Source organism: Streptomyces sp. NPDC087420 (genome assembly GCF_044744165.1).
GTDB lineage: Bacteria > Actinomycetota > Actinomycetes > Streptomycetales > Streptomycetaceae > Streptomyces.
In genome coordinates this window covers 242,016-267,818 of the sequence record NZ_JBIUXU010000001.1, presented here as the reverse complement: position 1 = coordinate 267,818, position 25,803 = coordinate 242,016, and the positions used below count along the sequence as shown (strand labels likewise).

General features: G+C 72.3%; 26 protein-coding genes and 2 pseudogenes. 10 read left to right on the top strand and 18 right to left on the bottom strand.

Annotation, left to right across the window (positions count from 1 at the left end; translation table 11 throughout):
* Positions 1–20: 20 nt before the first annotated feature.
* The 5 genes from ACIO1C_RS01225 to ACIO1C_RS01205 all read right to left on the bottom strand — a co-directional run bounded on the left by ACIO1C_RS01225 (position 21) and on the right by ACIO1C_RS01205 (position 5,518).
* Positions 21–776 carry a GntR family transcriptional regulator gene (locus ACIO1C_RS01225; protein ID WP_401857038.1) on the bottom strand — a complete coding sequence of 252 codons (756 nt, stop codon included), beginning with the start codon at positions 774–776 and terminating at the stop codon, positions 21–23.
* A gap of 168 nt (positions 777–944) precedes the next feature.
* Positions 945–2,045: a hypothetical protein gene (locus tag ACIO1C_RS01220; protein WP_401857036.1), complete on the bottom strand. Its 1,101-nt coding sequence runs from the start codon at positions 2,043–2,045 to the stop codon at positions 945–947.
* Between the two features lie 39 nt (positions 2,046–2,084).
* Positions 2,085–3,200, bottom strand: coding sequence for an AI-2E family transporter (locus tag ACIO1C_RS01215; protein WP_401857034.1), 1,116 nt, complete (start codon positions 3,198–3,200; stop codon positions 2,085–2,087).
* 123 nt (positions 3,201–3,323) lie between these two features.
* Positions 3,324–4,499 (bottom strand): hypothetical protein, encoded by a 1,176-nt coding sequence (locus ACIO1C_RS01210; protein WP_401857033.1) that lies wholly within the window; start codon positions 4,497–4,499, stop codon positions 3,324–3,326.
* Between the two features lie 59 nt (positions 4,500–4,558).
* On the bottom strand, positions 4,559–5,518 hold the full coding sequence (locus ACIO1C_RS01205) for an STM4015 family protein (protein ID WP_401857987.1): 960 nt from the start codon (positions 5,516–5,518) through the stop codon (positions 4,559–4,561).
* A 197-nt stretch (positions 5,519–5,715) separates the two neighbouring features.
* Between ACIO1C_RS01205 and ACIO1C_RS01200 the strand changes: the two genes are divergently transcribed.
* The gene (locus ACIO1C_RS01200) at positions 5,716–6,648 is read left to right on the top strand and encodes a DUF5829 family protein (protein WP_401857984.1); all 933 of its coding nucleotides are present in this window, start codon (positions 5,716–5,718) and stop codon (positions 6,646–6,648) included.
* Between the two features lie 189 nt (positions 6,649–6,837).
* Positions 6,838–7,665: a lipase family protein gene (locus ACIO1C_RS01195; protein ID WP_401857032.1), complete on the top strand. Its 828-nt coding sequence runs from the start codon at positions 6,838–6,840 to the stop codon at positions 7,663–7,665.
* Between the two features lie 64 nt (positions 7,666–7,729).
* On the opposite strand, the gene ACIO1C_RS01190 is transcribed toward ACIO1C_RS01195, so the two are convergent.
* The 3 genes from ACIO1C_RS01190 to ACIO1C_RS01180 all read right to left on the bottom strand — a co-directional run bounded on the left by ACIO1C_RS01190 (position 7,730) and on the right by ACIO1C_RS01180 (position 10,809).
* On the bottom strand, positions 7,730–8,929 hold the full coding sequence (locus ACIO1C_RS01190; protein WP_401857981.1) for a cytochrome P450: 1,200 nt from the start codon (positions 8,927–8,929) through the stop codon (positions 7,730–7,732).
* Positions 8,930–9,159: 230 nt separating this feature from the next.
* A complete protein-coding gene (locus tag ACIO1C_RS01185; RefSeq protein WP_401857031.1) occupies positions 9,160–10,464 on the bottom strand; it encodes a hypothetical protein in 1,305 nt (434 codons plus the stop codon).
* A 48-nt stretch (positions 10,465–10,512) separates the two neighbouring features.
* Positions 10,513–10,809 carry a chaplin family protein gene (locus tag ACIO1C_RS01180; RefSeq protein ID WP_401857029.1) on the bottom strand — a complete coding sequence of 99 codons (297 nt, stop codon included), beginning with the start codon at positions 10,807–10,809 and terminating at the stop codon, positions 10,513–10,515.
* Positions 10,810–11,091: 282 nt separating this feature from the next.
* Here ACIO1C_RS01180 and ACIO1C_RS01175 point away from each other — a divergent pair, with 282 nt between their 5' ends.
* On the top strand, positions 11,092–11,499 hold the full coding sequence (locus tag ACIO1C_RS01175; protein WP_401857027.1) for a YciI family protein: 408 nt from the start codon (positions 11,092–11,094) through the stop codon (positions 11,497–11,499).
* A gap of 8 nt (positions 11,500–11,507) precedes the next feature.
* On the top strand, positions 11,508–12,656 hold the full coding sequence (locus ACIO1C_RS01170; RefSeq protein ID WP_401857978.1) for an RNA polymerase sigma factor: 1,149 nt from the start codon (positions 11,508–11,510) through the stop codon (positions 12,654–12,656).
* A gap of 92 nt (positions 12,657–12,748) precedes the next feature.
* Here ACIO1C_RS01170 and ACIO1C_RS01165 read toward each other — a convergent pair whose 3' ends face one another.
* Entirely contained in the window at positions 12,749–13,300 is a 552-nt protein-coding gene (locus ACIO1C_RS01165; RefSeq protein ID WP_401857025.1) for an HPP family protein, read from the bottom strand.
* Positions 13,301–13,462: 162 nt separating this feature from the next.
* On the opposite strand from ACIO1C_RS01165, the pseudogene ACIO1C_RS01160 reads away from it, so the two are divergent.
* A pseudogene (locus ACIO1C_RS01160) lies at positions 13,463–13,903 on the top strand (M24 family metallopeptidase); the annotation flags it as partial.
* Here ACIO1C_RS01160 and ACIO1C_RS01155 read toward each other — a convergent pair.
* The 5 genes and pseudogenes from ACIO1C_RS01155 to ACIO1C_RS01135 all read right to left on the bottom strand — a co-directional run.
* Positions 13,896–14,525 (bottom strand): annotated as a pseudogene (locus ACIO1C_RS01155) (molybdopterin-dependent oxidoreductase); the annotation flags it as partial. The pseudogenes ACIO1C_RS01160 and ACIO1C_RS01155 sit on opposite strands and share 8 nt — an antisense overlap.
* Before the next feature lie 175 nt (positions 14,526–14,700).
* The gene (locus tag ACIO1C_RS01150) at positions 14,701–15,075 is read right to left on the bottom strand and encodes a hypothetical protein (protein ID WP_401857023.1); all 375 of its coding nucleotides are present in this window, start codon (positions 15,073–15,075) and stop codon (positions 14,701–14,703) included.
* 90 nt (positions 15,076–15,165) lie between these two features.
* Positions 15,166–15,600, bottom strand: coding sequence for a roadblock/LC7 domain-containing protein (locus tag ACIO1C_RS01145; RefSeq protein WP_327233226.1), 435 nt, complete (start codon positions 15,598–15,600; stop codon positions 15,166–15,168).
* A 166-nt stretch (positions 15,601–15,766) separates the two neighbouring features.
* A complete protein-coding gene (locus ACIO1C_RS01140) occupies positions 15,767–16,540 on the bottom strand; it encodes a transcriptional regulator (protein WP_401857021.1) in 774 nt (257 codons plus the stop codon).
* On the bottom strand, positions 16,537–17,016 hold the full coding sequence (locus ACIO1C_RS01135; protein WP_401857020.1) for a hypothetical protein: 480 nt from the start codon (positions 17,014–17,016) through the stop codon (positions 16,537–16,539). The genes ACIO1C_RS01140 and ACIO1C_RS01135 overlap by 4 nt, the downstream gene beginning before the upstream one ends.
* Positions 17,017–17,323: 307 nt before the next feature.
* On the opposite strand from ACIO1C_RS01135, the gene ACIO1C_RS01130 reads away from it, so the two are divergent.
* Together ACIO1C_RS01130 and ACIO1C_RS01125 are read left to right on the top strand one after the other, a co-directional pair.
* On the top strand, positions 17,324–18,304 hold the full coding sequence (locus tag ACIO1C_RS01130) for a TIGR03557 family F420-dependent LLM class oxidoreductase (protein ID WP_401857019.1): 981 nt from the start codon (positions 17,324–17,326) through the stop codon (positions 18,302–18,304).
* A gap of 69 nt (positions 18,305–18,373) precedes the next feature.
* Entirely contained in the window at positions 18,374–18,652 is a 279-nt protein-coding gene (locus ACIO1C_RS01125) for a hypothetical protein (protein WP_401857017.1), read from the top strand.
* A gap of 50 nt (positions 18,653–18,702) precedes the next feature.
* Here the strand turns inward: ACIO1C_RS01125 and ACIO1C_RS01120 are convergent, their stop codons facing one another.
* Positions 18,703–19,029 carry a plasmid stabilization protein gene (locus ACIO1C_RS01120; RefSeq protein WP_401857015.1) on the bottom strand — a complete coding sequence of 109 codons (327 nt, stop codon included), beginning with the start codon at positions 19,027–19,029 and terminating at the stop codon, positions 18,703–18,705.
* Between the two features lie 1,445 nt (positions 19,030–20,474).
* On the opposite strand from ACIO1C_RS01120, the gene ACIO1C_RS01115 reads away from it, so the two are divergent.
* The 3 genes from ACIO1C_RS01115 to ACIO1C_RS01105 all read left to right on the top strand — a co-directional run bounded on the left by ACIO1C_RS01115 (position 20,475) and on the right by ACIO1C_RS01105 (position 22,701).
* A complete protein-coding gene (locus tag ACIO1C_RS01115) occupies positions 20,475–21,638 on the top strand; it encodes a YihY/virulence factor BrkB family protein (RefSeq protein ID WP_401857976.1) in 1,164 nt (387 codons plus the stop codon).
* Between the two features lie 98 nt (positions 21,639–21,736).
* Positions 21,737–22,156 (top strand): phage holin family protein, encoded by a 420-nt coding sequence (locus ACIO1C_RS01110; protein WP_401857013.1) that lies wholly within the window; start codon positions 21,737–21,739, stop codon positions 22,154–22,156.
* Positions 22,153–22,701 carry a DUF3618 domain-containing protein gene (locus tag ACIO1C_RS01105; protein WP_401857011.1) on the top strand — a complete coding sequence of 183 codons (549 nt, stop codon included), beginning with the start codon at positions 22,153–22,155 and terminating at the stop codon, positions 22,699–22,701. Before ACIO1C_RS01110 ends, ACIO1C_RS01105 begins: the two co-directional genes overlap by 4 nt.
* Before the next feature lie 313 nt (positions 22,702–23,014).
* On the opposite strand, the gene ACIO1C_RS01100 is transcribed toward ACIO1C_RS01105, so the two are convergent.
* From ACIO1C_RS01100 to ACIO1C_RS01090, 3 genes are all read right to left on the bottom strand, one after another.
* Entirely contained in the window at positions 23,015–24,640 is a 1,626-nt protein-coding gene (locus tag ACIO1C_RS01100) for a phytoene desaturase family protein (protein ID WP_401857009.1), read from the bottom strand.
* A 2-nt stretch (positions 24,641–24,642) separates the two neighbouring features.
* Positions 24,643–25,143 (bottom strand): SRPBCC family protein, encoded by a 501-nt coding sequence (locus ACIO1C_RS01095; RefSeq protein WP_401857007.1) that lies wholly within the window; start codon positions 25,141–25,143, stop codon positions 24,643–24,645.
* A 171-nt stretch (positions 25,144–25,314) separates the two neighbouring features.
* A complete protein-coding gene (locus ACIO1C_RS01090) occupies positions 25,315–25,680 on the bottom strand; it encodes a YybH family protein (protein WP_401857005.1) in 366 nt (121 codons plus the stop codon).
* Positions 25,681–25,803 lie beyond the last annotated feature (123 nt).

Genomic DNA, 25,803 nt, shown 5'->3' with positions numbered 1-25,803 from the left:
CGCCACGTTGCGGACGCGCCCTACGACCGCGCGAACGACGTACGCAGCCGGTAGCGGTCGCCCGCGTACTGGATGGTCGACACGAACAGGGGCTCCTGCTGTGCGCCCAGGGCGACTTGCCGCATGACGAGGACCGGGTCGCCGGGTGCCAGATCGAGGTGTTCGGCCGCCCGTTCGCCGGCCTTCGTCGCCTCGATGGTGCTGTCGGCCCGTACCGGTTCCACCCCGGCCGCCGAGAGTGTGGCGTACAGCGACCGCTCCTGGAAGTCGAGCCGCTCGATGTCCGGGACCAGTGCCTGCCGCAGGCGTGTCAGGTCCAGCGCTATCGCGACGCCCTCCAGCAACCGCACCCGCTCCAGGCGGAAGAGCGGCGTCCCGGGGGCGATGGCCAGCTGCTCGGCCTCGTCGATGGTGGCCGGGCTGGTCTCGGCCCGCAGCACCTTGGAGTGGGGGGTGAGCCCCATCCGCGCCGCCGTCTCGCTGAACGACTCCAGTGTGTTGGGCCACTCCTTCTTCCGCGCGCTCCGGGCGACGTACCAGCCGCGCCCGTGGGAAGGGTTCAGCACACCGGCCTCGACCAGGCTGTTCAGCGCCTTGCGCAACGTCACCCGGCTGATGCCCAGTTGCAGGCACAGCTGGCGTTCGGGAGGCAGCCGCCCGCCCGGCTGGAGCACACCCCGGTCGATCTCACCCTGGATCACCTGGACCGCCTGGATCCACAACGGCTCGGGATATCCGGGCAGTGCGGCGCCGGAGACCTCAGGCGAGTCGTTCATACAGTGAGGCTCCCATGGTGATGTGTACGGTGAACAGGCGCGGATCACCTTAGCTTCACCGGCGACCCCCTGGCCAGGCGCCACGATGGCCGGGCAGGCAACGGTCAGGCACGGCGAGGGTCAGGCACGGCGAGAGTCGGGCACGGCGACGGCCGGGCGCCGTGACGGTCAGCGCACCGGGCTGCGCCGTACGACCTTCCCCTTCGCGTCCGCGTCGAGCGAGGCCGTGCCGTTGGGCCCCGTCACGGCGATCCGGACGGCGAGGGCGCCGGTGAGGTGGTCGACGGTGACCTGCCAGCCGCGCGGGGCGCGGACGCCGAGGGTGGTCCTGGCCTCCTCGACCAGGGCGGGGATGCGTGCGCACGGCAGGGAACGCACGTCGAACTGGACGACCGGGGTGTCCATGGGGGCGAACACCACGGACAGCAGTTGCTCCTGGATGCTGACGGTGAGCGCCTGGCGCGCGTCCTTCTCCTTACCCTTGGTCAACACGTCGACGGCCCGGCATAGTTCGCCCCGGTCGAGCAGCGACTGGCCGGGGCCGACGGAGACCGTGCCCAGCCCCGCCGACGACGTGACCGTGGTCGAGGACGACGTGGAGACGGAGGGCTTCGAGGAGGACGGCGTCCGCGCGGACGCTTCGTCCCCGAAGAGGTCCGTGCGGAACGACAGGACCACGGCGGCGGCGCCGAGCAGCAGGCCGACAAGGACGAGAAAACCGAACGCGCAGCCCTCCGGCGGTTCTTTCACCAGGGTGGACCCGGGCGCGGAGTCGATACGGGCCTCGGCGGCGCGCTGCTTCCATTCCGGGGTGGGCCGCTCGACCAGCCGTACCTTCCAGGGCCGGTCCGGCCGGTACGTGACCACCACGATGCCGCGCGGCCGGTAGTCGGGGAGCTCGACCAGGTTGATGTTCGCGGTCATCGCGACGCGGAACGCGGGCGCGTCGTCCGGCGCGACCGACAGCTCGAACTGGACCGGTATGTCGCCCGTCTCGCCTCCGACGGCGTGCGAACTCTCGATCATCGCGAGAGCCGTACGGGACCCCCCGGCCGCCTCGCGGACGCGCCGCGGCAGCCCCGCGACGAAGAGCAGCAGGGCGTACACGACCGGCAGGCCCAGGCCCCCGGCGAACAGCGGTACGTTCTCGATGACGCCGCCGACGACCAGCGCGGCCAGTGACGCTCCGCCCACTCCCCCGGTCAGGAACCCCCGCGCGAGGGCCACCGGACGGTGGTGGGTGGGCCGTACGGTCTCCGTGATCGTCATGCGCACGATTGTCCGCTGTCCGTGCGGCCACCGGAATGCCTAAGTCATCACAGCGGCGCCGTTTTCCGCGTCGTCGGCCTCCGGCTCCTCGGGCGGGTCGGCGAGTTGCTCCCGCAGGTAGTTCCAGACCACCGCCACCAGCGCGGCCGCCGGCACCGCGAGGAGGCTGCCCACCACCCCGGCGAGGCTGCCGCCCAGGGTCACCGCCAGCAGGACCACCGCCGCGTGCAGGCCGAGCCCGCGACTCTGGATCATGGGCTGGAGCACGTTGCCCTCCAACTGCTGGACCACGACGATGATCGCCAGCACGATCAGCGCGTCCATCAGGCCGTTCGACACCAGCGCGATGAGCACCGCGACCAGACCGGCGAACAGGGCGCCCACGATCGGCACAAACGCGGAGACGAAGGTCAGCACCGCCAGCGGGAGCACCAGGGGCACGTCAAGAACCCACAGGCCGAGCCCGATGAACACGGCGTCGAGGAGGCCGATGAGGGCCTGGGACCGTACGAACGCGCCCAGGGTGTCCCATCCGCGCGCGGCCACGATCGGGACGTCGGTGGCGAGCCGGCCGGGGAGCTGACGGGCGAGCCACGGCAGGAACCGCGGGCCGTCCTTGAGGAAGAAGAACATCAGGAAGAGCGCCAGGACGGCGGTGACCACACCGTTGAACACAGTGCCCACGCCGGTGACGACGGCGCCCACCATGCTGCCCACACTGCCCTGGATCCGGGCGACCGCCGCGTCGAAGGCTCCCGCGATCTGGTCGTCGCCGATGTTCAGCGGCGGCCCGGACGCCCACTCGCGCAACTTCTGGATGCCGTCGACCACCCCGTCGGTCAACTCGCCGGACTGGGACGCCACCGGCACCGCGATCAGCGCCACGATGCCCAGCGAGACCAGCAGGAAGAGGACGGTCACCGCCGACGCGGCCAGCGCGGGGGCCCACCCGCGCCGGCGCAGGAAACTGGTCAGGGGCCAGGTCATCGTGGTGAGGAACAGGCCCACCACCAGCGGCCAGACGACCGGCCACATCTTGCCCAGGAGCCACAGGGCCACCGCGACCATGACGAGGACCGCCAGCAGCTCGACGGAGACACGCGCCGATCTCCGGAGCGCCGCGGCGGTTTTTGTGGAACTCAACGTGGCAGACATGGGGGTCACCTTAAGGGCTCGGGTCACGGGTGATTCCCCGCCCCGGACACTCCCGTCGCGCGTGGGGAGCAACTCCGGTGCGGTACGGGCGACTTGCCGCCCCGCGTACCGGGTCCCCGACGCTCACGCGGTGGCCAGGGAACCGCGTATCTCCGGGTAGTCGACCTTGTCGGGCAGCTGGTACCCGAGGGCGGTCAGCCGCGCCGCGACGTCCGCCGGGCTCCTCCCGGTCAGGCTCGCGCTGCGCAGGACGTGCTCCAGGTGGACGTTGTCCAGGTACGAGCGGTCGACGGTCGCCAGCAGCCGGACGTCCGCCTCGTCGGCGACCTCGGGCAGGATCGCGTTCCCGTGCAGCCAGTGCCCCATCGTGGCCAGCCGCTCGGCGACGTCGGCGGGGCCGCGTCCCGTGATGAGAGCACCGCGCAGGACGTGCCGCATCGCCAGCCCGACCACCGCGTTCTGCGCCAACCAGGGCCCGCGGCCGTCGAGTTCCTCACTGAGGAGGACGAAGTCGTCGGCCTCCGGAGTGTCGGGCACGGGCGGTGTGGAGTAGCCCAACTCCGTCAGCCGGGCGGCGACGTCCGCCGGAGTGCGTCCCGTCCGCCGCGCGACCTCCAGGATGTGCCCGACGGGCGGCGTCCAGTAGTACCAGCCGCCCCCCGGGGACGCGAGGAGCGGTTCGTCGGAGGGGTCGGGGGTGTACGGCAGCCGGAGGCCGAGTGCGAGCACCCGCGTGGCGGCGGCGTACGGGCTGCGTCGCGTCTCCCAGGCGGCCTCCATCACGCGGTACGCGGGCACCTCCTCGCCCCAGTCGGCCCACTGGCGGTAGCGGCCGCTGTTTCTGGTGATCAGCAGGGCGTCACCGCGATCCGGGGTCTCGGGCAGGGGCCGGCCACTGCCACCGAGCCGGTAGCCGAGCGCGGTCAGCCGCCGTGCGACGTCGGCGGGACTCCAGTCGGTCAGGCTGCCCCTTTCGAGTATCTGCCGCAGGGGCACGGGCTCACCGACATCGAGCCAGGTGCGGCGGTACTCCGCGGTGATGTCCCGGAGCAGGGTGATATCACCGGGCTCGACGCGGTCGGGCAGGGGCCCTTCGGTGAGCTGGACGTCGGCGTGGCCCAGGGCGGTCAGCCGTGCGACGACGTCGGCGGGGGCGTGGCCCAGCACGGCGGCGGCGTGCAGCACATGCCCGTACGGCACCTGCTCGGCGGGGTCCAACCAGGGCCCGCGGCCGTTGAGTTCACGACTGGCGGTCCTGAGGTCGTCCGGGTCCTGGGACTCGGGGGCGGTGTCGTACACGGTGAGGCCTTCCGACGGCGGGGCGAGGAGGTACAGGGGTCAGGACACGGCGACAGCCGTCATTCGTCCACCGCGACATAGCGGCCGTCCCCCTCGTCCCATTCGGGATCGACTTCCTCCCGCTCTTGACTGCCCGTCAGGTCCACCCGGACCCCGTGCGGCTCCAACTCCGTCCAGACGCGCAGCATCATGGCGTGACTGAGGAAGTGGTGCGAGAGGTCCAACTCCCTGAGGTGGGTGAGTGGTTGGCCCATCAGCAAGGCCTCCGCGCCCTCGTCGCCGAGTGTCCCCATCGACAGGCTCAGCGATGTCAGCCGGGCCACGACCGGCGCCGAGGCCAATGCCGCGGCCAACTCGTCCTCGATCGGGCTGTTCTGCAACCCCAGGTGCCGCAGGGCCGGTTTCCCCTGTCCCGTGAGGAGCGGCGCGAGGTGCTCGGCCGTCGTCCCGCCGCCGTAGTTGTCGTGGCCCAGCCACAACTCCAGGCGCTCCAGGGACGGCAGGTCGGCGGCGGCGATCTGCGCCGCCGCGTCCGGGGGCAGCCCACCGGACTGGACGCGCAGCACCCGCAGCGCCTCGTGGCCGGTCACGGGGAACTTCAGGCCCTCCCCGCCGCGTACGGCCAGCTCCCGCAGCCCGGGGAACGCCGCCAGAACGGGCGCGACATCGTCCAGGTAAAGCGCGGAGATCATCGCCTCGTCGTCCTCCAGGTCGGCGAGGAAGAGCGCCTCAAGTCCGGTCAGGCGGGGTGCGAGGTCGGTCAGCCAGCTGTCGTCCGCATACCCGGAGTCGCCGTACCAGGGCTCACCGAAGACCATCGCCCGTACCTTCTCCAGCTCGACGGACTCGGTGAAACGCGCCCAATAGACGTCGGCGCGCCCCCGGTAGTCGGCCTCGCGGGGCAGTTCCCCGCATTGGAAACGCCAGGCCACGGACGCCGCGTCGGGCAGGTCCACGGGGTTCACATACGGCGAGAAGGTGTAGGTGGGCAGTCCGTAGAACTGCTCGACGTGGTGCACATACGACAAAACGTGGCTCCCGACACTCCGGACGCGGCGGCTGTTCCCAAGGTTCTACCAGCCCCTTCCGACACACGGAGCACTTCAGTGTCATTCCGTCACGTACGTACAGGCCGTCGGAGGCTGCCGGAAATCAGCGGCGGACACCGTCCGCCCCGCCTAGGCTTCCTGGCATGCTGCTTCGCCGGACACTACGGATGACCATGGTCCTCGCCGCGACCCTCACGCTGTCCCTCACCGGGGTGGCCGAGGGTGGTACGGGCACGGCGCGGGCCACCGAGGAGACCAGCCGGCCCCTGACGAGCCGCCAGTTGCTCTACTTCAACCACGCCTACGGAGTGCTCGACCGGGAGACCGCCGACGCCATCGAACACTCCGGCTATCTGCGGGACTTCGCCCACTTCCAGATCCGCACCACGACCGGCGCCGACGGACAGACCTGGACCGGCCGCTATCTGATGGGCCGGGAGACCTACCTCGAACTGTTCGGGGTCGGCGACCTGCCCGGCCAGGACGGCACCCTCGGCGCCGCCGGGATGGGGATCTCGGCCGAGCGCGCCGGCGACCTGGCGACGGTGGTCCGGCGGCTGAAGGACCAGGGGATCGCCGAGCCCGTCGAGTTCCGCCAGACGCGCGACTTCGGCGACGGCATCCCGGTGCCGTGGTTCGACGCCGTCTTCACCAGCCCCCAGTACGACGCCTTCGGGGCCTGGGCGATGGAGTACCTGCCGGAGTACTTCGCCGATCCGCGCGGCAACACCGAGCCGGCCGGCCACCCCGGAGACGTCGGCCGGGAGCGCTACCTGTCCGACGACTACCGCACCCATCTGATGCGTGACGTCACGTCTATCGGCCTCGGCGTCACGGAAGGCGACCTCGCCGACACCGTCCCGCTGCTGCGGGCCGGCGGCTTCGACGTCAGGACCACGCCGGCCGGCGGAGTGGTCGCGCGGCGCGGCGGGACCACGATCCACCTGGCCGCCACCTCACGCGACGAGGCGGGCCTCCAGCAGGTCGAACTGTCCCTCAACCGGGCGGTGAAGAACCGCCACGAGGAGCGGATCGGCAGGTCGACCCTGACCGTCGGCCCGGGCAGCACCGCCGTGTGGACGTTCAACGACGCTCCGTAGAAGGGCAGTTGACGGCGGAGCCCCGACCAGGCACCGACCTGGTACGGGCCGACCGGGTGCCGGGGGATTCGGCCGTCGGGGCGTACGCCGCTGCGTCCGTACGGGTGGTCGTGGGCGCGATCACCCTCCCCCAGGCTCCGCCGGAACTACGGTGCTGGGCGACCAGCTGCCGCTTTCCGGAGGACACCGATGGCGATCCCCGCCCTGGACCACTCGACCACCCGCTACTCCCTCGCGCACGCCTACTGGATGGCACGGGCTGCCGGGCTGGCCACGCTGGACCCGACCGCCGTCGAAGCCCAGGCGACCGCGTGGGGCTTCGACGAGGTACGGCACTTCGCGTCGACGCACCGGATGCCGTTCCCGATCGAGGACACCCAGGCGTACGTCATGGCCGGCGACCGCATGATCGTCGCCGGTTTCCGCGGCACCGAGGTCCTGAAGATCTACGACTGGCTGACCGACGTCAGCACCCCGCCGGTTCCCGGCCCGGGGAACAAGGGCTTTGTGCACTACGGCTTCCACCAGGCGCTCCAGTCCGTCTATCCCCGGATCCGCGACACCATCCAGGAGCTGCGCACGAGCGGGCAGAGTGTCTGGTTCACCGGCCACAGCCTCGGCGGGGCCCTCGCGATGCTGGCGGGCACCCGCTGGTATTTGGAGGAGCCACGGCTCCTGCCCGACGGTGTCTACACCTTCGGCCAGCCCCGTACCTGCGAACGACTCCTCGCCGGCGTGCACAACAAGGCGTTCACGAACCGCTGTTACCGCTTCGTCAACAACAACGACATCGTCCCCCACCTCCCGCCCGAGCCGGCGTACACGCACGTCGACACACTCCGCTACTTCGACGCCGACGGCACCCTCCGCGACACCATGCCCCTGAAGGCCCGTCTGCTGGACCGCGCCAAGGGGTTGAGCGCCAACCTCTTCGCCCCCGAGACCGATGCCGTCAAGGACCACCATCTGCCGAACTACCTGGCCGCGTTCGAGAAGAACCTGGCCACGTCCGGCTGACCGGCGCACCGGGGAACGCCCGGGGCCCGCACGCCGGCGGTGGCGTGCGGGCCCCGGGGTGCTTCTACCAGGCGACGGGGAGCGTGACCGGGCCTCTGATCAGGGCGTCCTGCTGGAAGGCGACCTCTTCGGCCGGTACCGCCAGGCGCAGGCCGGGGAAGCGGGCGAAGAGCGCCGGCAGCAGGACGTGGGCCTGGACGCGGGCCAGGTGCGGTGCCACGCAGTAGTGGGGGCCGTGGCCGAAGGCGAGGTGGTTCGGGCCGGGGCGGTCGGCGTCGATCTCGGCCGGGCACGCGAAGACGTCGGGATCGCGGTTGGCTGCCCAGTACTGGACGTAGACGAAGTCCCCGGCGCGGATGGTGGCATCGCCGACCACCACGTCCTCGACCGCCACCCGGGGCTGCCCGATGCCGTTCTTGTGGGGGATCCAGCGCAGCAGTTCCTCGACCAGCAGGGGTACGGAGAGGTCACCGGCGCGCAGGGCCTCGGCCAGGTGGGGTCGGCGCAGCAGGGCGAAGACCATGTTGGCGAGGTTGTTGCGCACCGGGTGCCAGCCGTTCAGCGCGGTGAGGGAGGCCATCGCGAGCGCCTCGTCGGCGCTGACCCGTTCCTCGTCCACGGCGCGGGCCACGTCCGTCATCAGGTCCTCGGCGGGCGCGGTACGGCGTTCCTCGATCACGGCGCGGAAGTAGTCGGCCGCCTCGTCACGCAGCGCCCGGACCCGCGCCGCGTCCGCCTCGTCGCGGGGGCGTACGAGGATGCGCTCCGCCCAGCTCCGGATCCGCGGCCGATCTGCCGCGGCAAAGCCCATGATCTCCCCGATCAGGGTCAGCGGCAGCGGGGCGACGACGGCCTCGATGAGATCCGTGGGCGGCCCGGCGGCTTCCAGCCCGTCCAGCAGCTCGGTCACCAGCGTCTCCACCCGGGGGCGCAGCGCCTTCATGCGGGCCTCGGTGAAGGCCGGGGTGACCACGGAGCGGATCCGCGTGTGGTCGGGCGGGTCGATGAAGCTGACGCTGGCGCCCAACGGGATGAGGTGGCGGTTCATCGTGGGGAAGGGCCGGCCGGTGATGCGCCGGCTGAAGCGGGGGTCGGACGTCACGAACCGGACCTCGTCGTACCGGGTGACGAGCCAGCACTCCGTCAGTTCCCCGCCCTGGGGCAGCAGGATCTTCATCGCCGGTCCCTGCTCCAGCGCGTGGGCCAGGAACGGGTCGAACTCGAGACCGGGCAGATCGGGTGGCCCGTACTCGGGCGGACTCATCAAGGACACGCCATTACCTCCGGCACATGAGCGGCTCGGCCGACACGGCACAGGAGCCTCGTCGGTTTCGGGCATCCTGCCGCACCGGCCCGCCCCACGTCCGGGTCCGGTGGGTCACCACGCTGGTTGTCACCCACGCGGGTGACGGCGGTGCGCGCGGGTGACGGCGGCGCGAACGGCGGCGGTACGGGCGGGTGACCGCGGTACGGGGAGCGGCGGTACGGGTGGGATCAGCCGGGCCCGACCCCGGGTGCCGGGGTACGTGCGGTGAGGAGGAGGTCCTCGTAGGCGTGGTGGCGGCGGGTGCTGGTCCGGTGGTGCAGGAGGTCCGCCGCACGGACGTGCTCCCCGGCGTCGACGAGGGCGCGGGCGAGGGTGTCCTGGACGATCTCCCGCTCCACCCGTACCCCGCCGATCCGCTCGGCCTTCCCGCCCAGCGCCTCCAGCCCGTCGGCCGCCGCCCGAGGACGGCCCGCGGTGATCTCGGCCAGCGCCCGGACCACGGGGGCCAGGACGTCCCGGTAGTCGGGGCGCGGGTCGGCGGCGGCCCGGCGGGCGAGGTGCTCCAGGTCGTCGGTCGCGGCCTCCACGGCGAGGGCCAGGGCCAGGTTGAACGTGTGGAAGACCTCCGCCGTCCCGCCGGGTGCGGCGAGCAGCTCCCGTACGTGCTCCGGATCGCTGCGGCCGGCCGGCGCCTGCCCCACCAGCAGGAGGCGCCAGTTCGTCGCGGCCCGCATGCCGACGTCCTGGCGTGGCAGCGCCGCGTCCGCGCGGCGGCGGGCGTCCTCGAAGTCACCGCTCGCGATCGACTGCAAGGCGGCGTGCCAGCTCAGATGCCGCACCTGCACCGCCTGCGGGTCCGCCGTCAGCCACCGGTCCAGGAACGCGGTCGACGCGGGGCCCGTTCCCAGCTCGTGTTCGGCGTGCGCCAGGGCGTGCACGGCCACTCCCGAGCGGGGGTACAGGGCCAGGGCCCGCTCGGCCAGCTCGTGCGCCTCGCGCACCCGGCCCTGCTCCGCCCTGGTCGAGGCCAGCCAGCTGGTCCAGGGCCAGCTGTCGGGACCGGCCAGCGCGGCCTGCCGCTCCACCAGCGTGTCCCCCCGGGCCCGGTAGGCGGCGTCCCCGCAGGCGGAGAAGGCGCCCACCATCAGCCCGGCCAGTTCGTCGGCCGGCCACCGCTCGAAGTGGGTCACCAGGTGATCGGCTGTCAGCCGGTACTGCCGGTGCGTGTGGAGGAACACCCCGTACACGAGGCTGGCCTCCCGCTCACCCGCCATCCGCGCGTCCCGGTGGGCGAGGGCCAGCTGTTCCTTGAGTACGGTGTCGTCCAGGCGGTCGCCCGTCGCCAGGGTCAGCAGCCCCCGCGCCACACCACAGCCAGGGTCCCCGCCCACCCACTCCCGCAGGAGGGGCAGGGCCCGCCCGCTCAGGGCCAGGAGCGCCACCGCCGCCCGGTCCCCGACCGTCAACCCCGTGGCCGTCCCCCTGGTCGTCCCCGTGATCGCCGCACCCACCGCCGTCACCGTCCTCACCACACAGCCGGCACCCCGCCGCTCGCCGTCCCCATCACCTCGCCGTCCCCATCACACCGAGGACATGAAAACCGCGGTGCAGACGATGCCGCTGTTGCCGCAGTGGTTGCGCGGCAGACTCAGCGGCAGACCGACATGGTTTCCGCTGCCCAGCCCGGCCCCGCCCACCGTCGCACCCGCCGCACGCGCGTCGCCCTGGTTGGCGCAGGTGTTGCCGAACGCCGCGTTCCCGATCCCGACCACGTTCGCCTGCGCGGCGCCGGCCGGAAGCAACGCCACCCCGGCGACCGCACCCAGCACCGCGGCCCGCGCGACCGCATGGCCCGAACTCCGCGTCTCCACACCCATCGCGCTTCTCCTTCGCCCGGGACCACGTCCCGGTTCTCGTCCCGGCCGGTGACCGCTCGCACCCGAGCCGGACATGACCGGCTCTCCCTCGCATCAACGACGGAATCCACCTCCCGACACGCGGCCTTCGCTTGACAGGACCCCAGAAACGATCCTGCGCGGCGACCTCACTCCGCACCTCGCGAAAAAATTTCGGCGTGCGATGTCGAGAACCACTGGCCCGCTCCGTCCCCGGGGTGAACGCGGCCACAATGGGTCGCACCAGTACCAAGGAGAACCACCATGGCCAAGTACCTGCTGCTCAAGCACTACCGAGGCGCCCCGGCACCGGTCAACGACGTACCGATGGCGCAGTGGACGCCGGAGGAGATCTCCGCCCACGTCCAGTACATGAACGACTTCGCGGCCCGGCTGGAGACGACCGGCGAGTTCGTCGACGGCCAGGCACTCTCTCCCGAGGGGACGTTCGTCCGCTACGACGGCGAGGGGCGCCCGCCGGTCACCGACGGCCCGTTCGCCGAGACCAAGGACGTCATCGCCGGGTGGATGGTGATCGACGTGGACAGTTACGAGCGGGCCGTCGAGCTGGCCGGTGAGCTGTCGGCCGCCCCCGGAGCGGGTGGCAAACCGATCCACGAGTGGCTGGAGCTGCGTCCGTTCCTGGGCGCGCACCCCACCGTCACGGAGTGAGCACCGAAGTGGACGAGGCACTGCTCCGGAGCCTCACCCCGAGCGTGCTCGGGGTCCTCGTCCGCCGCGGAGCCGACTTCGCGGCGGCCGAGGACGCCGTACAGGACGCGCTGGTCGACGCCGTCCGCGTCTGGCCCGCCGACCCCCCGCGCGACCCGAAGGGCTGGCTGGTCACCGTGGCCTGGCGCCGGTTCCTCGACGCGACCCGGTCGGACGCGGCCCGCCGCCGGCGTGAGGACCTCGTGGACGAGGAGCCCGTACCGGGGCCGGCGCCCGCGGCGGACGACACACTCCAGCTCTACTTCCTGTGCGCGCACCCGTCGCTGACCCCGTCGTCCGCGGTCGCGCTCACGCTGCGCGCCGTCGGCGGGCTGACCACCCGGCAGATCGCCCAGGCCTACCTCGTCCCCGAGGCGACCATGGCGCAGCGCGTCAGCCGGGCCAAGCGGACCGTCTCCGGCGTGCGGTTCGACCGGCCCGGGGACGTCGCGACCGTGCTGCGTGTCCTCTACCTGGTCTTCAACGAGGGCTACTCCGGCGACGTCGACCTCGCCGCCGAGGCCATCCGGCTCACCCGGCGGCTCGCGGCCGCGATCGACCACCCGGAGGTGGCGGGGCTGCTCGCCCTGATGCTGCTGCACCACGCCCGCCGCGCCGCCAGGACCGCGCCGGACGGCAGCCTGGTGCCGCTCGCCGAGCAGGACCGGGGCCGGTGGGACACCGTGGCGATCGCCGAGGGCGTCGGGATCCTCCAGGCGGCGCTCGCCCGCGACCGGCTGGGCGAGTTCCAGGCGCAGGCCGCGATCGCGGCGCTCCACGCCGACGCGCCCACCGCCGGGGAGACCGACTGGGTGCAGATCGTGGAGTGGTACGACGAGCTCGCGCGCCTGACCGACAACCCGGTCGTCCGGCTCAACCGCGCGGTCGCCGTCGGCGAGGCCGACGGCCCGCGCGCCGGCCTCGCCGCGCTCGCGGAGCTGGACGCGGCACTCCCCCGCCGCGCTGCGGTGGCCGCGTACCTGCACGAGCGGGACGGCGACCCGGTGACGGCGGCCCGGCTGTACGCCGAGGCGGCCCGGAAGGCCCCCAACCTGGCCGAACGCGACCACCTGACCCGCCAGGCCGCCCGCCTCAACGCCGGGCGGGACGGCGGCTGACGGGTCGTGGCCGGACGGTTCGGCTGTACGGAGTCCGGGCCACGGCCCCGTGGTACGGAGCCCGGGCCGCGTACCCCGTGGCGGTGCCCCGCTCACCACCAGGACGTGGGATACACCTCGCGCTGCACCCGGGAGGAGACCAGCTGCACCAGGACGAGCAGCGACGCGCCCGCCGCCAGCAGGGGCACAAAATGGGTGGCGCGCGGTTCGGTGAGCATGATCATGACCGCGGTCGCCATGGCCGGCGGGTGGGCCACCTTGAGGACGAGCACCACACCACAGGCCACCCCGCAGGCCACGGCGGCGGCCCAGGGACCGTGCCAGCCGAGGGCGAGGACCGTGAAACAGACCAGACAGGCCAGCATGTGCGCGCCGAGGACATGACGGGGTTGCGCGAGGGGTGAGGCGGGAGTCGCGGTGACGATCGCCGTGGTGGCCGCGAGGGGCGGTATCAGCACCGTCTGGTGCAGGGCCGTCCCGACGGCGACCAGGACAGCGAGCGCGACCGAGGTGGTGACGGCCGCGGACGCGGTCGTACGCCGGGACGGCCGGGGCTCGGCGACTCTCCACCACCGGGCCCTGGGCTCCTCCGCCGGACGGCCGTCGACGGGGACATACGCCTTCGGGACGCGGAAAATCGACACAGTACTCCTCAGAAGCGCCTTCCCCCGCGGCCCACGGCGGCTCGTCACCCGCGACGTCGGAGAACGCCCCGGAATCGTGCCGTCCGAAAGCACCGCCCGTCCAAGACCTCTTGTCGATCACGTCATCGACGCCGCCGATCAAAGGCCCGGTCCGCCTTCTCAGAGGACGACATCGCCTTCGCCGGCTTCGGCCCGATCTTCGAGGAGTACGAGGCGGACTTCGGCCGCACGTACGTGTTCGGCGGCGACCCGATCAAGCACCGCCTCCTGCACGACCTGCCGAGGATCTTCGACGCCGGGCGCGCGGCGTTCGCGGCCGATCCGCAGATCACCGGCGCCCAGATGCACGCCGAGGTCGAGCGCCTGGCCGCCGGGGCGGGCTGGAGCGTCGGCATCTGGCACGCCGGTCACCTCGTCGGCGAGTTCCCGCACGAGACGAACGACGGGGCGCGGGCCGAGTCGTACATCACCCCGGAGAACCACCACCCGCTGCGCCGCACCGACCGTGCGGGACGCGTGTGCCACTGGATCCTGGAACTCCACCTCGTGGACGAGCGGCACGGATTCGGCGGCTTCTACGAGCAGTTGCTGGACCTGGCGTGACGCTCTCCCGCTCCGAGTGGGCGTAGCGCTGCCCCGTCCAGGGGTCGCCGATGTTGTGGTAGCCGCGTTCCTCCCAGAAGCCGCGCCGGTCCTCGGTCAGGTACTCGATGGCGCGCAGCCACTTCGGGCCCTTGTAGCCGTAGAGGTGCGGGACGACGAGGCGCAGCGGGAAACCGTGCTCGGCGGTGAGGAGTTCGCCGTTGTGGTGGGTGGCCAGGAGGGTCTCGGGAGCCGTGAAGTCGCTGAGCCGGAGGTTGGCGGTGTAGCCGTACTCCGCCCACGCCATGACGTGCGTGACCTCCGGGGCGGGCGGCGCCAGGTCCAGGAACGTGGTGCCCGCGACCCCGAACCACTCGTGGTCCGTCGAGGTGGGGCCGTTCGCGCAGTGCAGGTCGGCCACCACCGTGACGCGCGGGAGGACGGTGACCTCGTCGAGGGTCCAGGTGCGCTCGTACCCGCCGGCGGTCGCCCCGAAGACGCGCAGGTTCCAGCGCTCGGGGCGGAAACGGGGGACGGGGCCGTAGTGCGAGACGGGCCAGCCGTGCACATGGTGCTGGCCCGGGGGAACGCGGTGGGGTGCGCCGGCCGCGCTGTCCCGCGTACCGGGGCGGTCGCTTCCCACAGCTGCTCCCCTTCCTTCGTCCGGCCTGTTCCCTGTGCAGCGTAGGTGCCCACCGCCCGGAAGGCTCAGCCAGGGCGCGCGGCACCGGCCGCCGGGGCGCGGTTCGCTCCGGGCGGTCCCCGTGACTCCACAGGAACCGCCCGGAGGGTGCGGACCGGACGGCGGCCGAACCTCGTCAGACCTCCAGATCGGCCTCGATCCTCATCAGCTGGTGGCGGGCCATCGCCAGATTCGCCCGGCCCTTGTCCAGCGCCAGGTAGAGGAAGAGGCCGGTCTTGCCGCGTCCTTTGAGCAGGCGGATCAGGTGGTACTGGGTGCCGAGCGTGATGAGGATGTCCTCGATCTCGTCCTTGATGCCCAGCATCTCCATCGTGCGGACCTTGGCGCGGACCACATCGGTGTTGCCCGCGGCGGCGACGGTCAGGTCGAGGTCCTTGCCACCGCCAAGCGTTCCCAGGGCCATGCCGCTGGAGTAGTCGACCAGGGCGGCGCCCAGGGCGCCTTCTATGGAGGTGGTGGCTTCCTTGAGAGCGGCTTCGGTGGTGACCATGGTGAGTGCACTTCCTTTTCGTCGTCTTCTTGGGCGTTCGCCCGGGGTGGTCGGTTCTGTGGTGGGGACCGGGGGTGTCATGGGTGACGCTCAGCTCCTCGATCGCCGGTCGAGCGCGTCGTCGACCAGCTCGCCGATACGGGCGCTGGAGCGGCGTGCTTCGAGATGAAGCCGGCCGACGTTCGTCCTGGGCTCGGCCAGGAGGGTCAGGACCGCGGAGGAGCCGGCCGCGTACGTCGCGACGTAGCCCCGCTCCCCACGGACCAACTGCTCCCGGAACGGGCCCTGTTCGGTGGACTCGGTCAGCCGGAGCGCGACGCCCAGCGCGGCCGCGGTGAGCGCGGCCATGGATTCCGCCTCGACGCCCGGGGCGTCCTCGGCGAGCACCAGGCCGTCGGTGGTGGCGGCGAGCGCGCCGGTGAGTTGGGGGAGGACGGCGCGCAGCCGTCTGAGTTCGCCGAGCACCTCGGCTTCCGCCGTCATCAGTTGTCTCCTCTCGGCGCGTTGGCGCAGTGCGCGCCTCATGACGGAAGGTCGGAAGAGCGGTCCGCCGGGATGCGGGGCACGGTGGTACGGGGTGGCGGGGCGCCGGACACGGCGGTACGGGGCGGCGGCGGGCCGGACACGGCGGTACGGGGCGGCGGCGGGCCGGACACGGCGGTACGGGGCGGCGGCGGGCCGGATCGGGGCGTCACAGATAGGCCTCCAGGGCGTCGCGGAGCCGGCGCAGCAGGGCGATGTCGGGGTCGGTGTTGACCGCGGAGACGGTGGCGACCCAGGACGGCACGGGCGGTGCGGCGATCTCCGCCCCGTCCGGCGGGGTCTCGACCAGACCGGCGGCGGCCAGTCTGCGGATGTCGAGCAGGGTGTGGAACGCCGGGCGGCCGAGGGTCCAGGCGATGCTCACCGGCGTCCGGGCCCCGTCTGCCAGCTCCAGGAGCGCGCGCTGTCTGCGGGTGACGGCCTGCCCGGCCGCCGGGGCGCGCGCGACGACCGGCGCGGTGTCGACGCCCGCGTACGGCCAGACGTGGTCCAGCAGCCGCCGGCGGCGGAGGGTCTCGCGCTGGACGGCGTCGGCGGAGACCGGCCGTACGGGACCGAACCAGTGCGCGACTCCGTAGCGGAAGCGGGTCGGACCACTGCCGGGAGCCAGCGCGAAGAACGCCGCATCGAACAGCGCCCCGAGGTGGCATATCTCCAGCTCACCGTCGCCCAGGTACCCGCTCTCCACGAGGAACCGGCCCACGGCGCCCCGGCTTCCCGCCTGTTCGATGGCCTTCTCCCACGCCTCGTACGGCAGTCGGCCGCCGGCGGTGAGCATGACCTCGACCCCGGGGGCGGCGGGGCTCTCCGCGTGCACGATGCGGCCGTCGGCGAGGTAGAGCGTGCCCTGGTCGCGCAGGAGGGCGCCGGTGGCCCGCTCCCCCGCGAGCCGGACGAGCATGGGCGACACGGCGGCGGTCATGCCAGCACCAGCCGGGCGGCGAGCTGCTGGAGCCGTAATCGGGCGAGCGCGAGGTTGCCGGTGTCGCGGTCGAGCCACAGGTGCAGGAACACACTGCTGTCGAAGGCCGTCTCGACAAAACACAGGATGTGGTAGCCGGTACGGGTGGTGAGGATGAGGTCCTCGACCGGCGGCCCGGCGGGGGCGGCGGGTGCGGGCGGTCCGGTCCTGTCGTCCGCCGGGGGCCCGTCGTCCGCCGGGGGCCCGTCGTCCGCCCCGGGCGCGGCGCCGCCGCCGGGCGCGTCGGGTGCGAAGGCCGGATACTCCGCCGCCGCCCTGGCCAGCTCGGCCGTTTCCGCCGCCGTGGCCTCGTGGTCGCCGTTCGGTGACTCCCCCGCCGTACCGAGCGCGAGTCCGCTCGTCCAGTCGACCACGGCCGCCCCGCGCGCTCCCGGCAGGTTCATGGCCTCCTGGAGGCATGCGTCGATTCCGGGCACGCGGAGTCCCTCCCCAGCCTTGCGTGCAGCCGTACGTGCGTACGGCAGTGACGGAGAGATTACGTAACGTGCCGCGTCCCGTTGGGAGTTCTGGCATTTTCCTCCGGAACATGCCAACCGCCGATAGGGTCGGTGCACGGCTCGCCCTGGCTTCCCAGGCTCTCGTCCGCCTCCCTGCCCCCTCCTGCCCTCCCCGCACCGGGGGCGCCGGGGCGGGCCGTATTCAGGTGGGCGTTATGCCCCGACATTGGCGGGTACCTGTTTCTGCGGACGGATCACCCCACGTCGCAGGAGAAACGAGGAACACGTGAAGGTCGGTTACAAGCTGGCCGCCGAGGGCTTCGGCCCGGCGGAATTGGTTCGGCAGGCGGTTCTCGCGGAAGAGGCCGGTTTCGACTTCGTCGAGATCAGCGACCACTACCATCCGTGGCTGGACAACCAGGGGCATTCGCCCTTCGCCTGGACGGTCCTGGGCAGCATCGCGGCCAGGACCTCACGGATCGGGCTGGCGACGGGCGTGACCTGTCCCACCGTGCGCTACCACCCGGCGATCATCGCCCAGGCGGCCGCCACCCTCGCCCTGCTGTCGGACGACCGCTTCGTCCTCGGCGTCGGCTCGGGCGAGCGGCTCAACGAGCACGTCGTCGGCCGCGGATTCCCCGACAGCGTCAGCACCCGGCACGACACCCTCAAGGAGGCGCTGGAGATCATCCGGCTGCTGTGGAGCGGCGGCTACCGTTCCTACGAGGGCAAGCACCTCCGGCTGGAGGACGCCCGCGTCTTCGACCTCCCGGAGAAGCTCCCCCTGATCGCGGTGGCCGCCGGCGGCCAGGAGTCGGCCCTCCTCGCCGCCGAACTGGGCGACGGCCTGTTCGCCACGGAGGACAGGCCCGAGATCGTCCGGCACTACCGCGACGCCGGCGGCACCGGCCCGTGCTACGCGGAGGTCCCGGTGGCCTGGGCACCCGACGCGCACACCGGGGCGAAGGCCGCCCTGGAGACGTCCCGCTGGGCGGTGACCGGCTGGAAGGTCATGAGCGAGCTGCCCAATCCGGTCAATTTCGAGGCCGCGACCACCACGGTGCGCGAGGCCGACATCCTGGAGAAGTTCGCCTGCGGCACCGACCCCGCCCGGTACGTCGAGATGGCCCAGAAGTTCGTGGACGCGGGCTTCGACAGGCTGGTCATGCAGAACGCGGGCCCCGACCCGGACGGCTTCATCGACTTCTACCGGAGCGAACTCGACAGCCGTATCAGGCGGCTGACGCCGAAGGGCTCACAGGCCTGAACCACACACCGGACGACTGACCGGCGTATGTCCCCCTCTGATCCGGCGAACAGTCCCTAAGCTACGTGCGTGGCAGACACCCTGGATGAATTGGTCGAATTGCAGCGCGCCGCCGACAACGCACACGACCGCGCGGGAGAGTTACGCGCGGCGTTCGGGCCACCGGCGGTCGAACCGTGGACCGAGGGACAGAGATCCACCTACGAGACGGCCTGGCGGGCGTGGCGCGACCTCGACCGGGACATCAAGGACGCGATCACGCGGTACGCGAAGCGCGAAACGCTCGACCGGGCCGCCGTGGAACGGACCGTACGGGCCCGGGTGGAAGGCCGTCCCCAAGAGGGGTAGCCCCTCTCCTGTGTCCTGTCATCAGCAGCTGTCAGTAGCCGAAGCAGCCGTCAGTAGCCGAGAGCTTTTCGCAGCTGCTGCTTGTTCATCGACGAGCGCCCGTCGATGTTCTTCTTCTTGGCCTCTTCGTACAGCTGGTCCCTCGTCGGCCCCTGGGATCCGCTGTGGGAACGTTCGCCGCCCCGCTGGGAAGCGGATTTGGGATCCCGGAGAGAGGTCTTGCTCGCGGTTTTCGCTTCGCCCGAGCGGGCCCGCTCCTTGTTCACGGTCCGCGCCGCGATTTCCTCGGCCCGCTTCTCCGGGGTGCCGCGCTTTTCGGCGCCTTCCTTGATGTGCTCGTACTGCCGTTCCCGCTTACGACTCGATCCTGCCGGCATGACACACTCCTCCGCGATCCTGGACTTCTCTGCGCCTGCCCGGTCAGGGTTCGTTTCAAGCCGCGCCCTCCTCCCGTTGGGCCGTCTGGACGCGGCTCGTCCGCAGCGCCTAGGGTCGGGGCCACTGGTACAGCCAAGACCACTTGAGAAACCTCTGCCCGGTGACGGAGTCGGCGTGGGACGCGCGTCCCCGCTCCACGCCAGCACTGGACGGTTCCAGGCGATGACCACGGGTCGGCACCTCAGGACGCCGACGACCCCGTGTGGTCCGCCCCGCCGGGCAGCGAAAGCGACACGCCGTGTTGTCGGCGACCTATCGCACCCTGCTCCGCACCCCCGGTGCGGCGGCCTTCTTCCTCAGCGCCACCCTCGGCCGGGTCGGCATCGCCATGACCGGCCTCGGCATCATCTGGCTGGTTCACGGCCGGACCGGCTCCTACGCCGTGGCCGGCCTGGTGACCGGCGCCTTCGCCGTCGCCGAGGCCCTGGCCGGGCCCCCACTCGCCCGGCTGGCCGACCGCTTCGGCCAGACCCGCGTCCTGCCACCCGTCCTCCTCGCCCACACCGCCGCCGTGGGCTCGCTCCTGGCCCTGGTCGGGAACGGCGGTCCGCCCTGGACGACAACGGCGGCCGGAGCGCTCGTGGGCGCCACGATCCCGCAGCTCGGCGCGCTGTCCGCGGCCCGCTGGACGGCGCTGCTACCGGGCGGGCGGGCCGCGGCGCTGCCCACCGCCTTCGCCCTCGAATCGCTCAGCAACGGCCTGTGCTACCTGGCCGGACCCGCCCTGGTCACCACGGTCGGCGCGCGGAGCGACCCGGCCCACGGCATGGCGCTGGCCACGACCATGGTGGTGGGCGGCGGACTGGCCTTCGCCGCGCAGCGCCGTACCGCACCCGCGACGGCCGGCGCCGCCGAGCGCGGGCGCGCGGGCCGCTCGCTGCTGCGGCCGGAATTTGTGGCGCAGGCCGGCGTCAACCTCACCCTGGGCCTGTACTTCGGCACCCTGCAGGTCTCCGTGACGGCCTTCGCGGTGGAGCACGGTACGGCGGACGCGGCGGCGCCTCTCTACGCCGTGTCGAACTGCGCGAGCCTGCTGGCCGGCTGGCTCTACGGCCTGCGCCGGTGGCGCGGCACGCCACAGCGGCAACTGGCGGTCGTGACGGCCGGGTCGGCCCTGAGCTGTCTGCCGCTGCTCGCCGCCGACTCCGTCCCGGGGCTGGGGCTCGCGCTCGCCGTCACCGGCCTGGCCGTCCCCCCGATCCTGGTGCTCTCCTCGGTGCTCACCACCGCGTCGGTGGACAGGGCCGCACTGACCCTGGCGTTCACCTTGCTCAGTTCGGCGAGCGCCGCGGGTGCGGCCGCCGCTGCCGCGGCGTCCGGGAGGGTGGTGGACGCCTACGGCGCACACGGCGGTTTCACGGTCGCCGTCGCGGCCACCTCCGTGATGGCGGTGCTGGCCGCGGCCCGGGCGCGCGCCACGAGGCATGAGCGGGGCCAGGGCGGAAAGCCGCAGGGTATGGCAGCCCTTTCACCGAAGTCGGGTCACGAACCACTGAAGTCGGATCAGGAATCGGATCAGGAACAAGAACGTGAGCGACCGCGCGAGCGCGTCGAGGCAGGCCGGGACGCGGGCGTGGGTCCGGGCGAGGAGGAGGAGGAGGCGCCCGACCGGCCGACCGAGTTGCCCGCGCGGTCGTGGTGGGCGGCGCTGCGGGGCACGGTTCGGGAGTTCCAGGAGGACGACCTGGCCGACCGGGCGGCCGCGCTGACCTACTACGGGGTCCTCGCGCTCTTTCCGGCCCTGCTGGTCCTGGTGTCCCTGCTGGGCATCGCCGGGGAGTCGGCGACCCGGGAGATCCTGGACAACCTGCGGCAGCTCACTCCGGGTTCGGCCCGGGACGTGATCACCGACGCGGTGGAGCAGGTACGGAGCAACGGCAGCGGTGTGGGCTCGCTCCTCGCGGTGGTGGGTCTGGCACTGGCGGTGTGGTCGGCGTCCGGTTACATCGCCGCTTTCATACGGGCCTCCAACGCCGTCTACGACATGCCCGAGGGCCGGCCGGTGTGGAAGGTGCTGCCGCTGCGTCTGATCCTGACCGTCGTCCTGATGGTCCTGGCGTGTGCCAGCGCCCTGATCGTGGTCTTCACCGGCGGTCTGGCACGCCAGGCGGGCACCGCCCTGGGGATCGGCGACGGCGCGTTGACGGTGTGGTCGATCGTCAAGTGGCCGGTCCTGCTCCTGCTGGTCGCGATCATGATCGGGCTGCTGTACTGGGCCGCTCCCAACGCCAAGGGCGGCGGGTTCAGGTGGGTGACCCCGGGGAGTTTCCTCGCGCTGCTGATCTGGATGATCGCCTCGGCCGGCTTCGCCTTCTACGTCGCCAACTTCGCCTCGTACAACAAGACGTACGGCACCCTCGCCGGGGTGATCATTTTCCTGGTGTGGTTGTGGATCACCAATCTCGCGGTCCTTCTCGGCTTGGAGTTCGACTCCGAACTGGCCCGGCAGCGCGCGATCGCCGGAGGCAGTCCCCCGGACGAGGAGCCCTACGTCACCCCGCGCGACACCCGCTCGTGGACCGACGAGGAGCGCCGCCGTATGAAGTGACGGCGTACGACCCCGCCCGGTTGTGCGGCGGGTTGCGGGGTAGCCGCGAGAACACACAACCCGTGGCGGGACAAGAAGAGGTGAGGGGTGAGGGGTACATGACCACAGCGGAACGGCACGCACCCGCCGGCAGCGCGGAGGACACGACATCCGTCCTGGTCACTCGCGCGACGCGGCAGCTCTCGCAGCTGGTACGCGAGGAGATGCAGCTGGCCCGGGCGGAGATGACCGAGAAGGGCAAGCGCCTCGGGGCGGGTGGCGGCCTCTTCGGCGGCGCCGGCCTGGTCGGCGTCCTGGCCGCGCAGGCCCTGGTGGTGGCGGTGATCGCCGCCCTGGCGCTGGTGCTTCCCGTGTGGGCCTCGGCCCTGGTCGTGACCGCCGGACTGGCGGCGGTCGCCGCGCTCCTGGCCGTGGCGGGGAAGAAGCGGGTCACGAAGGCCGCCCCGCCCGCACCGGAACAGACCATCGACAGCGTCAAGGCCGATGTGGCCGAGATCAAGGAGAAGGCACACCGATGACTCAGCGAGACAGCAACCATTCCGGTCCCACTCCCGAGGAGTTGCGCGCCCAGGTGGAGCACACCCGGGACGAGGTGGGCCGGACCATCGACGCGCTGGCGGCCAAGGCCGACGTGCAGGCCCGCGTCCAGGACCAGGCCGCCGCCGCGAAGGAGCAGGCAGCGGTCGTCAAGGACCAGGTCGCCGACAAGGCCGCGGTGGTCAGGGACGAGGTCGCCGACAAGGCCGCGGTCGTCAGGGACCAGGTGGCCGGCAAGGCCGCCCAGGTCGGCGATCAGATCCGCGGCAGGACCGATCAGGCCGCGCGGCTGATCAAGGACAAGACGCCGGCGCCCGTTCTCGACACGGCGGCCGGGGCGGCGGCGCGGGTGCGCGAGACCGCCTCGCGGGTCGGGCAGTTCGCTGCGGACCAGACGCCCCAGCCGCTCAGCGACAAGGCCGGCCAGTTCGCGACGACCGCGCGGAACAACCGCGCGCCGTTGATCGCCGCCGGTCTGGTGCTCGCCGCCTACCTGCTGATCCGCAACGGCGGGCGGAGCAGGTGAGCATGGGCCGGCCTAGGGCGTGTCCGCGAAGTGGCGTCGTTCGCCCGAAGGGCGTGGCCCGCGGCGTCTGGTGCGTGCGATCGTAAGGCGGAGGACCGAGCGTGTACTGGATGTACTCGCTCGGTCCGACAACGCGGCGAGCGCGCGTGCCAGGCGTCGCGGGCCAGACGCCACTTCGCGGACACGCCCCAGGTCCGGTGCTGAGGGTCGGTGCCGGTGCCGGTCCTGGTGTACGGATCGTCCGGCCCCGTCCCGTGTACGGAGCACCCGGGCCCCTTCCGTACCGGTCAGGCGTACTGACCGGGCGTACGGATCAGGGGTGCCGGGTGCTGTCGCGTCCGCGCGCCGCGAGGGCCCGCTGGGCGGTGCTCAGGAAGCGTCCCGGTCCCTGGGCCCGGAGGGCGGCACGGGCCGCGTTGGCGCCGGGGGCACCGTGCACGCCGCCGCCCGGGTGCGCGGACGCCGACGCGAGGAACAGGCCGCGTACGGGCGTCTCGGGGCGGCCGGTCCCGGGCAGCGGGCGGAAGACCAGCTGCTGGTGCAGGCTCGTGGTGCCGCCGTTGATCGCGCCACCCCGCAGACTGCTGTTCGCCGCCTGGAGCGTGGGCGGGGCGAGGATGCGGCGGGCCAGGACGCGCCTGCGGAAGCCCGGGGCGTACCGCTCGACCTCCTCCTCGATGCGGTCGGCCATCCGCTCCTGTTCCGCCGGGTCCCAGCGACCGCTCAGGCCGTCCGGTCCCGCGTCACCCTTCACGTGATGCGGCACATGGGTGTAGGCCCACGCCGACTCCGTGCCCGCCGGGGAGCGGGTGGCGTCGGCGGTGGTCATCTGGCCGAACAGCACGAAGGGCCGGTCCGGGACCAGCCCCATGGCGATCTGCGCGGCGAAGCGGGTCAGCGCGTCCACGCCCTCCGCCAGATGGACGGTGCCCGCCGAGGCGGCTCCGGGGGCGGTCCAGGGCACGGGCCCGCCGAGCGCCCAGTCGACCTTGAACGTGGCGAAGTCCCACTGGAACCGGCGCAGATCCTCGAAGACCCGGGCCGGCAGATGTTCGGCGGGGACCAGCTCGCCGTACAGGGCGGGCGCCGTGACGTCGGCCAGGACCGCGCGGCGTGCGGGGATGCCCTCGCCCCGTGCCGTACGCACACCCACCGCACGGCCTCCGCGGACGACGATCTCCGCGACCCGCTCCCCGCAGCGGACCGTGCCGCCGCGCTTCGCGAGGCGGTCCATGAGCGCGGTCGTGAGGGAGGCGGCTCCGCCGACCGGCACGGGAAAGCCGTACGTCTGCCCCAGCATCGACATCATCCAGCCGAACCCGCCGCTGACCGCGGCCTCCGGGGGCAGGTCCGCGTGGAGGGCGTTGCCCGCCAGCAGGAGCCGGCCGCCCTCGCCGCCGAACTCCTCCTCACCGAGCCTGCGCACCGGCAGCAGCATGCTCCGGGCGAAGCGCAGGCCGCCCGCGCCGCGCAGCCGGCCCGCCAGCCGCGCCCCGGCCCGCACCGGCGGGAACGGCGTGAAGAGGGCTCCCAGCAGGTCGTCCCCCAGCCGGTCGAAGGTCGCGCAGAGGCGCTCCCAGGCCCGGCCGTCACCGGACGCGAAGGCCTCCAGCGAGGCCGCGGTGACCTGCCGGTCGCGGTCCAGCACCGCGCAGCGCCCGTCGAGGAGGGGATGGGCGAGGACGTGGGGCGCGTGGGTCCACAGCAGGCCCTCCTTGTCCAGTTCCAGCGCGGCCAGGACCGGGGAGGCGGCGGCGAGCGGGTAGAAGGAGCTGAACAGGTCGTTCACGTAGGCCGGATGGACGCCCCGGTCGCTCTTGACCGCGCCTCCCGGCTCGTCCTCGGCCTCCAGGACCTCCACGGTCCACCCGGCGTCGGCGAGGAGGTTGGCGGCGACGAGCCCGTTGGGCCCGGCGCCGACGACCACGGCGTCCGTCATCGTCAGCCCTTTCGAGCGGGTGCCGGCCGCCCGGCCGTTTTGTACGTCTCCTCGCCCGCCCCGTCCGCCCCGTAGGTCTCCTCGACCACTTTCGCGAGCCGTCCGAGCATGCTGCGGTGGCGGAGCTGGATCAACGCGTCGAGGACCACGTTGTGGGCCAGGGCGCCCCAGCCCCGCAGCGGGTGTTCGTCGACGATCACCAGGGTCTGCTCGCCCCAGGGCCGTACGTCCAACGCGATCCGCGCGGTCCCGAGGGGGCCGCTGTGCGCTTCGAGTTCGAGGATCCGCGGCGCTTCGACGCGCCGGACGATCGTGCGTCCCTCGAACGACCGGGGGCCCAGCCGCACGGTGTAGGCGAGCGAGGAGCCGACCTCCGGCCAGTGGCCCTCGGCCGGTTCGGTCTCGGCGGTCCCGACGACCCAGTCGGCGTAACGCGAGGCGTCCGACAGGACGGCCCAGACGGCGTCGGGCCTACGGGCGATGAGCTGGTGCCGAACGGCCATGGGTACGCTCCTGCGGGTATCGGCAGCGACGGGTGAGGTGAACCGAGTGCCCGGTTTCCCAGAACTGACACCCGTGCGCCACAGTCCGGCGACAACGGCAAATATAAGCAGTTAACGCCCCATTCCGCCCCTCAGACCACCAGACCGCCAGACCCTCGGGCCCTCAGGCCCTCAGGCCCTCAGCCGCAGAAGAGCGATCGCGCCTCCCGTGAGGGTGACGACGAGCGTGGTGGGGCCGTGGCGCCGGGCACCGGTCAGTTCCGCCTCGACGACGATGTCCCCGCCGAGTGCGCTCACGGGGTGCATCCGCGTCGGAGTGATGTGGCCGTCCTGCGCCAGGAACTCACGCTCGGCCCAGGATTTGATCGCTTCCCTGCCCCGTATCTCGCGCCCCGCGTCGTTGACTATGGCCCTTTCGGCGAAACAGCTTGCCAGCCGGTCGAGGTCGCCGGCGTTGAGCGCCTCGATGAAGGTATGGATGAGTGAAGTCGCGGCGTCGGGCGCGTACCGGTCGGAAAGTTCGTCCACATTCGTCATGGCGTTCGCCTGCCCTTGCTCACGCCTCCTATGCGAAGGAGACGGCCCAGGCCGGCGTCCCGAAGCGCCGCCGGGGAGTCACCCCCTTTCGGGAGGGCGCGTCCACGAGGACACGGGGACCGA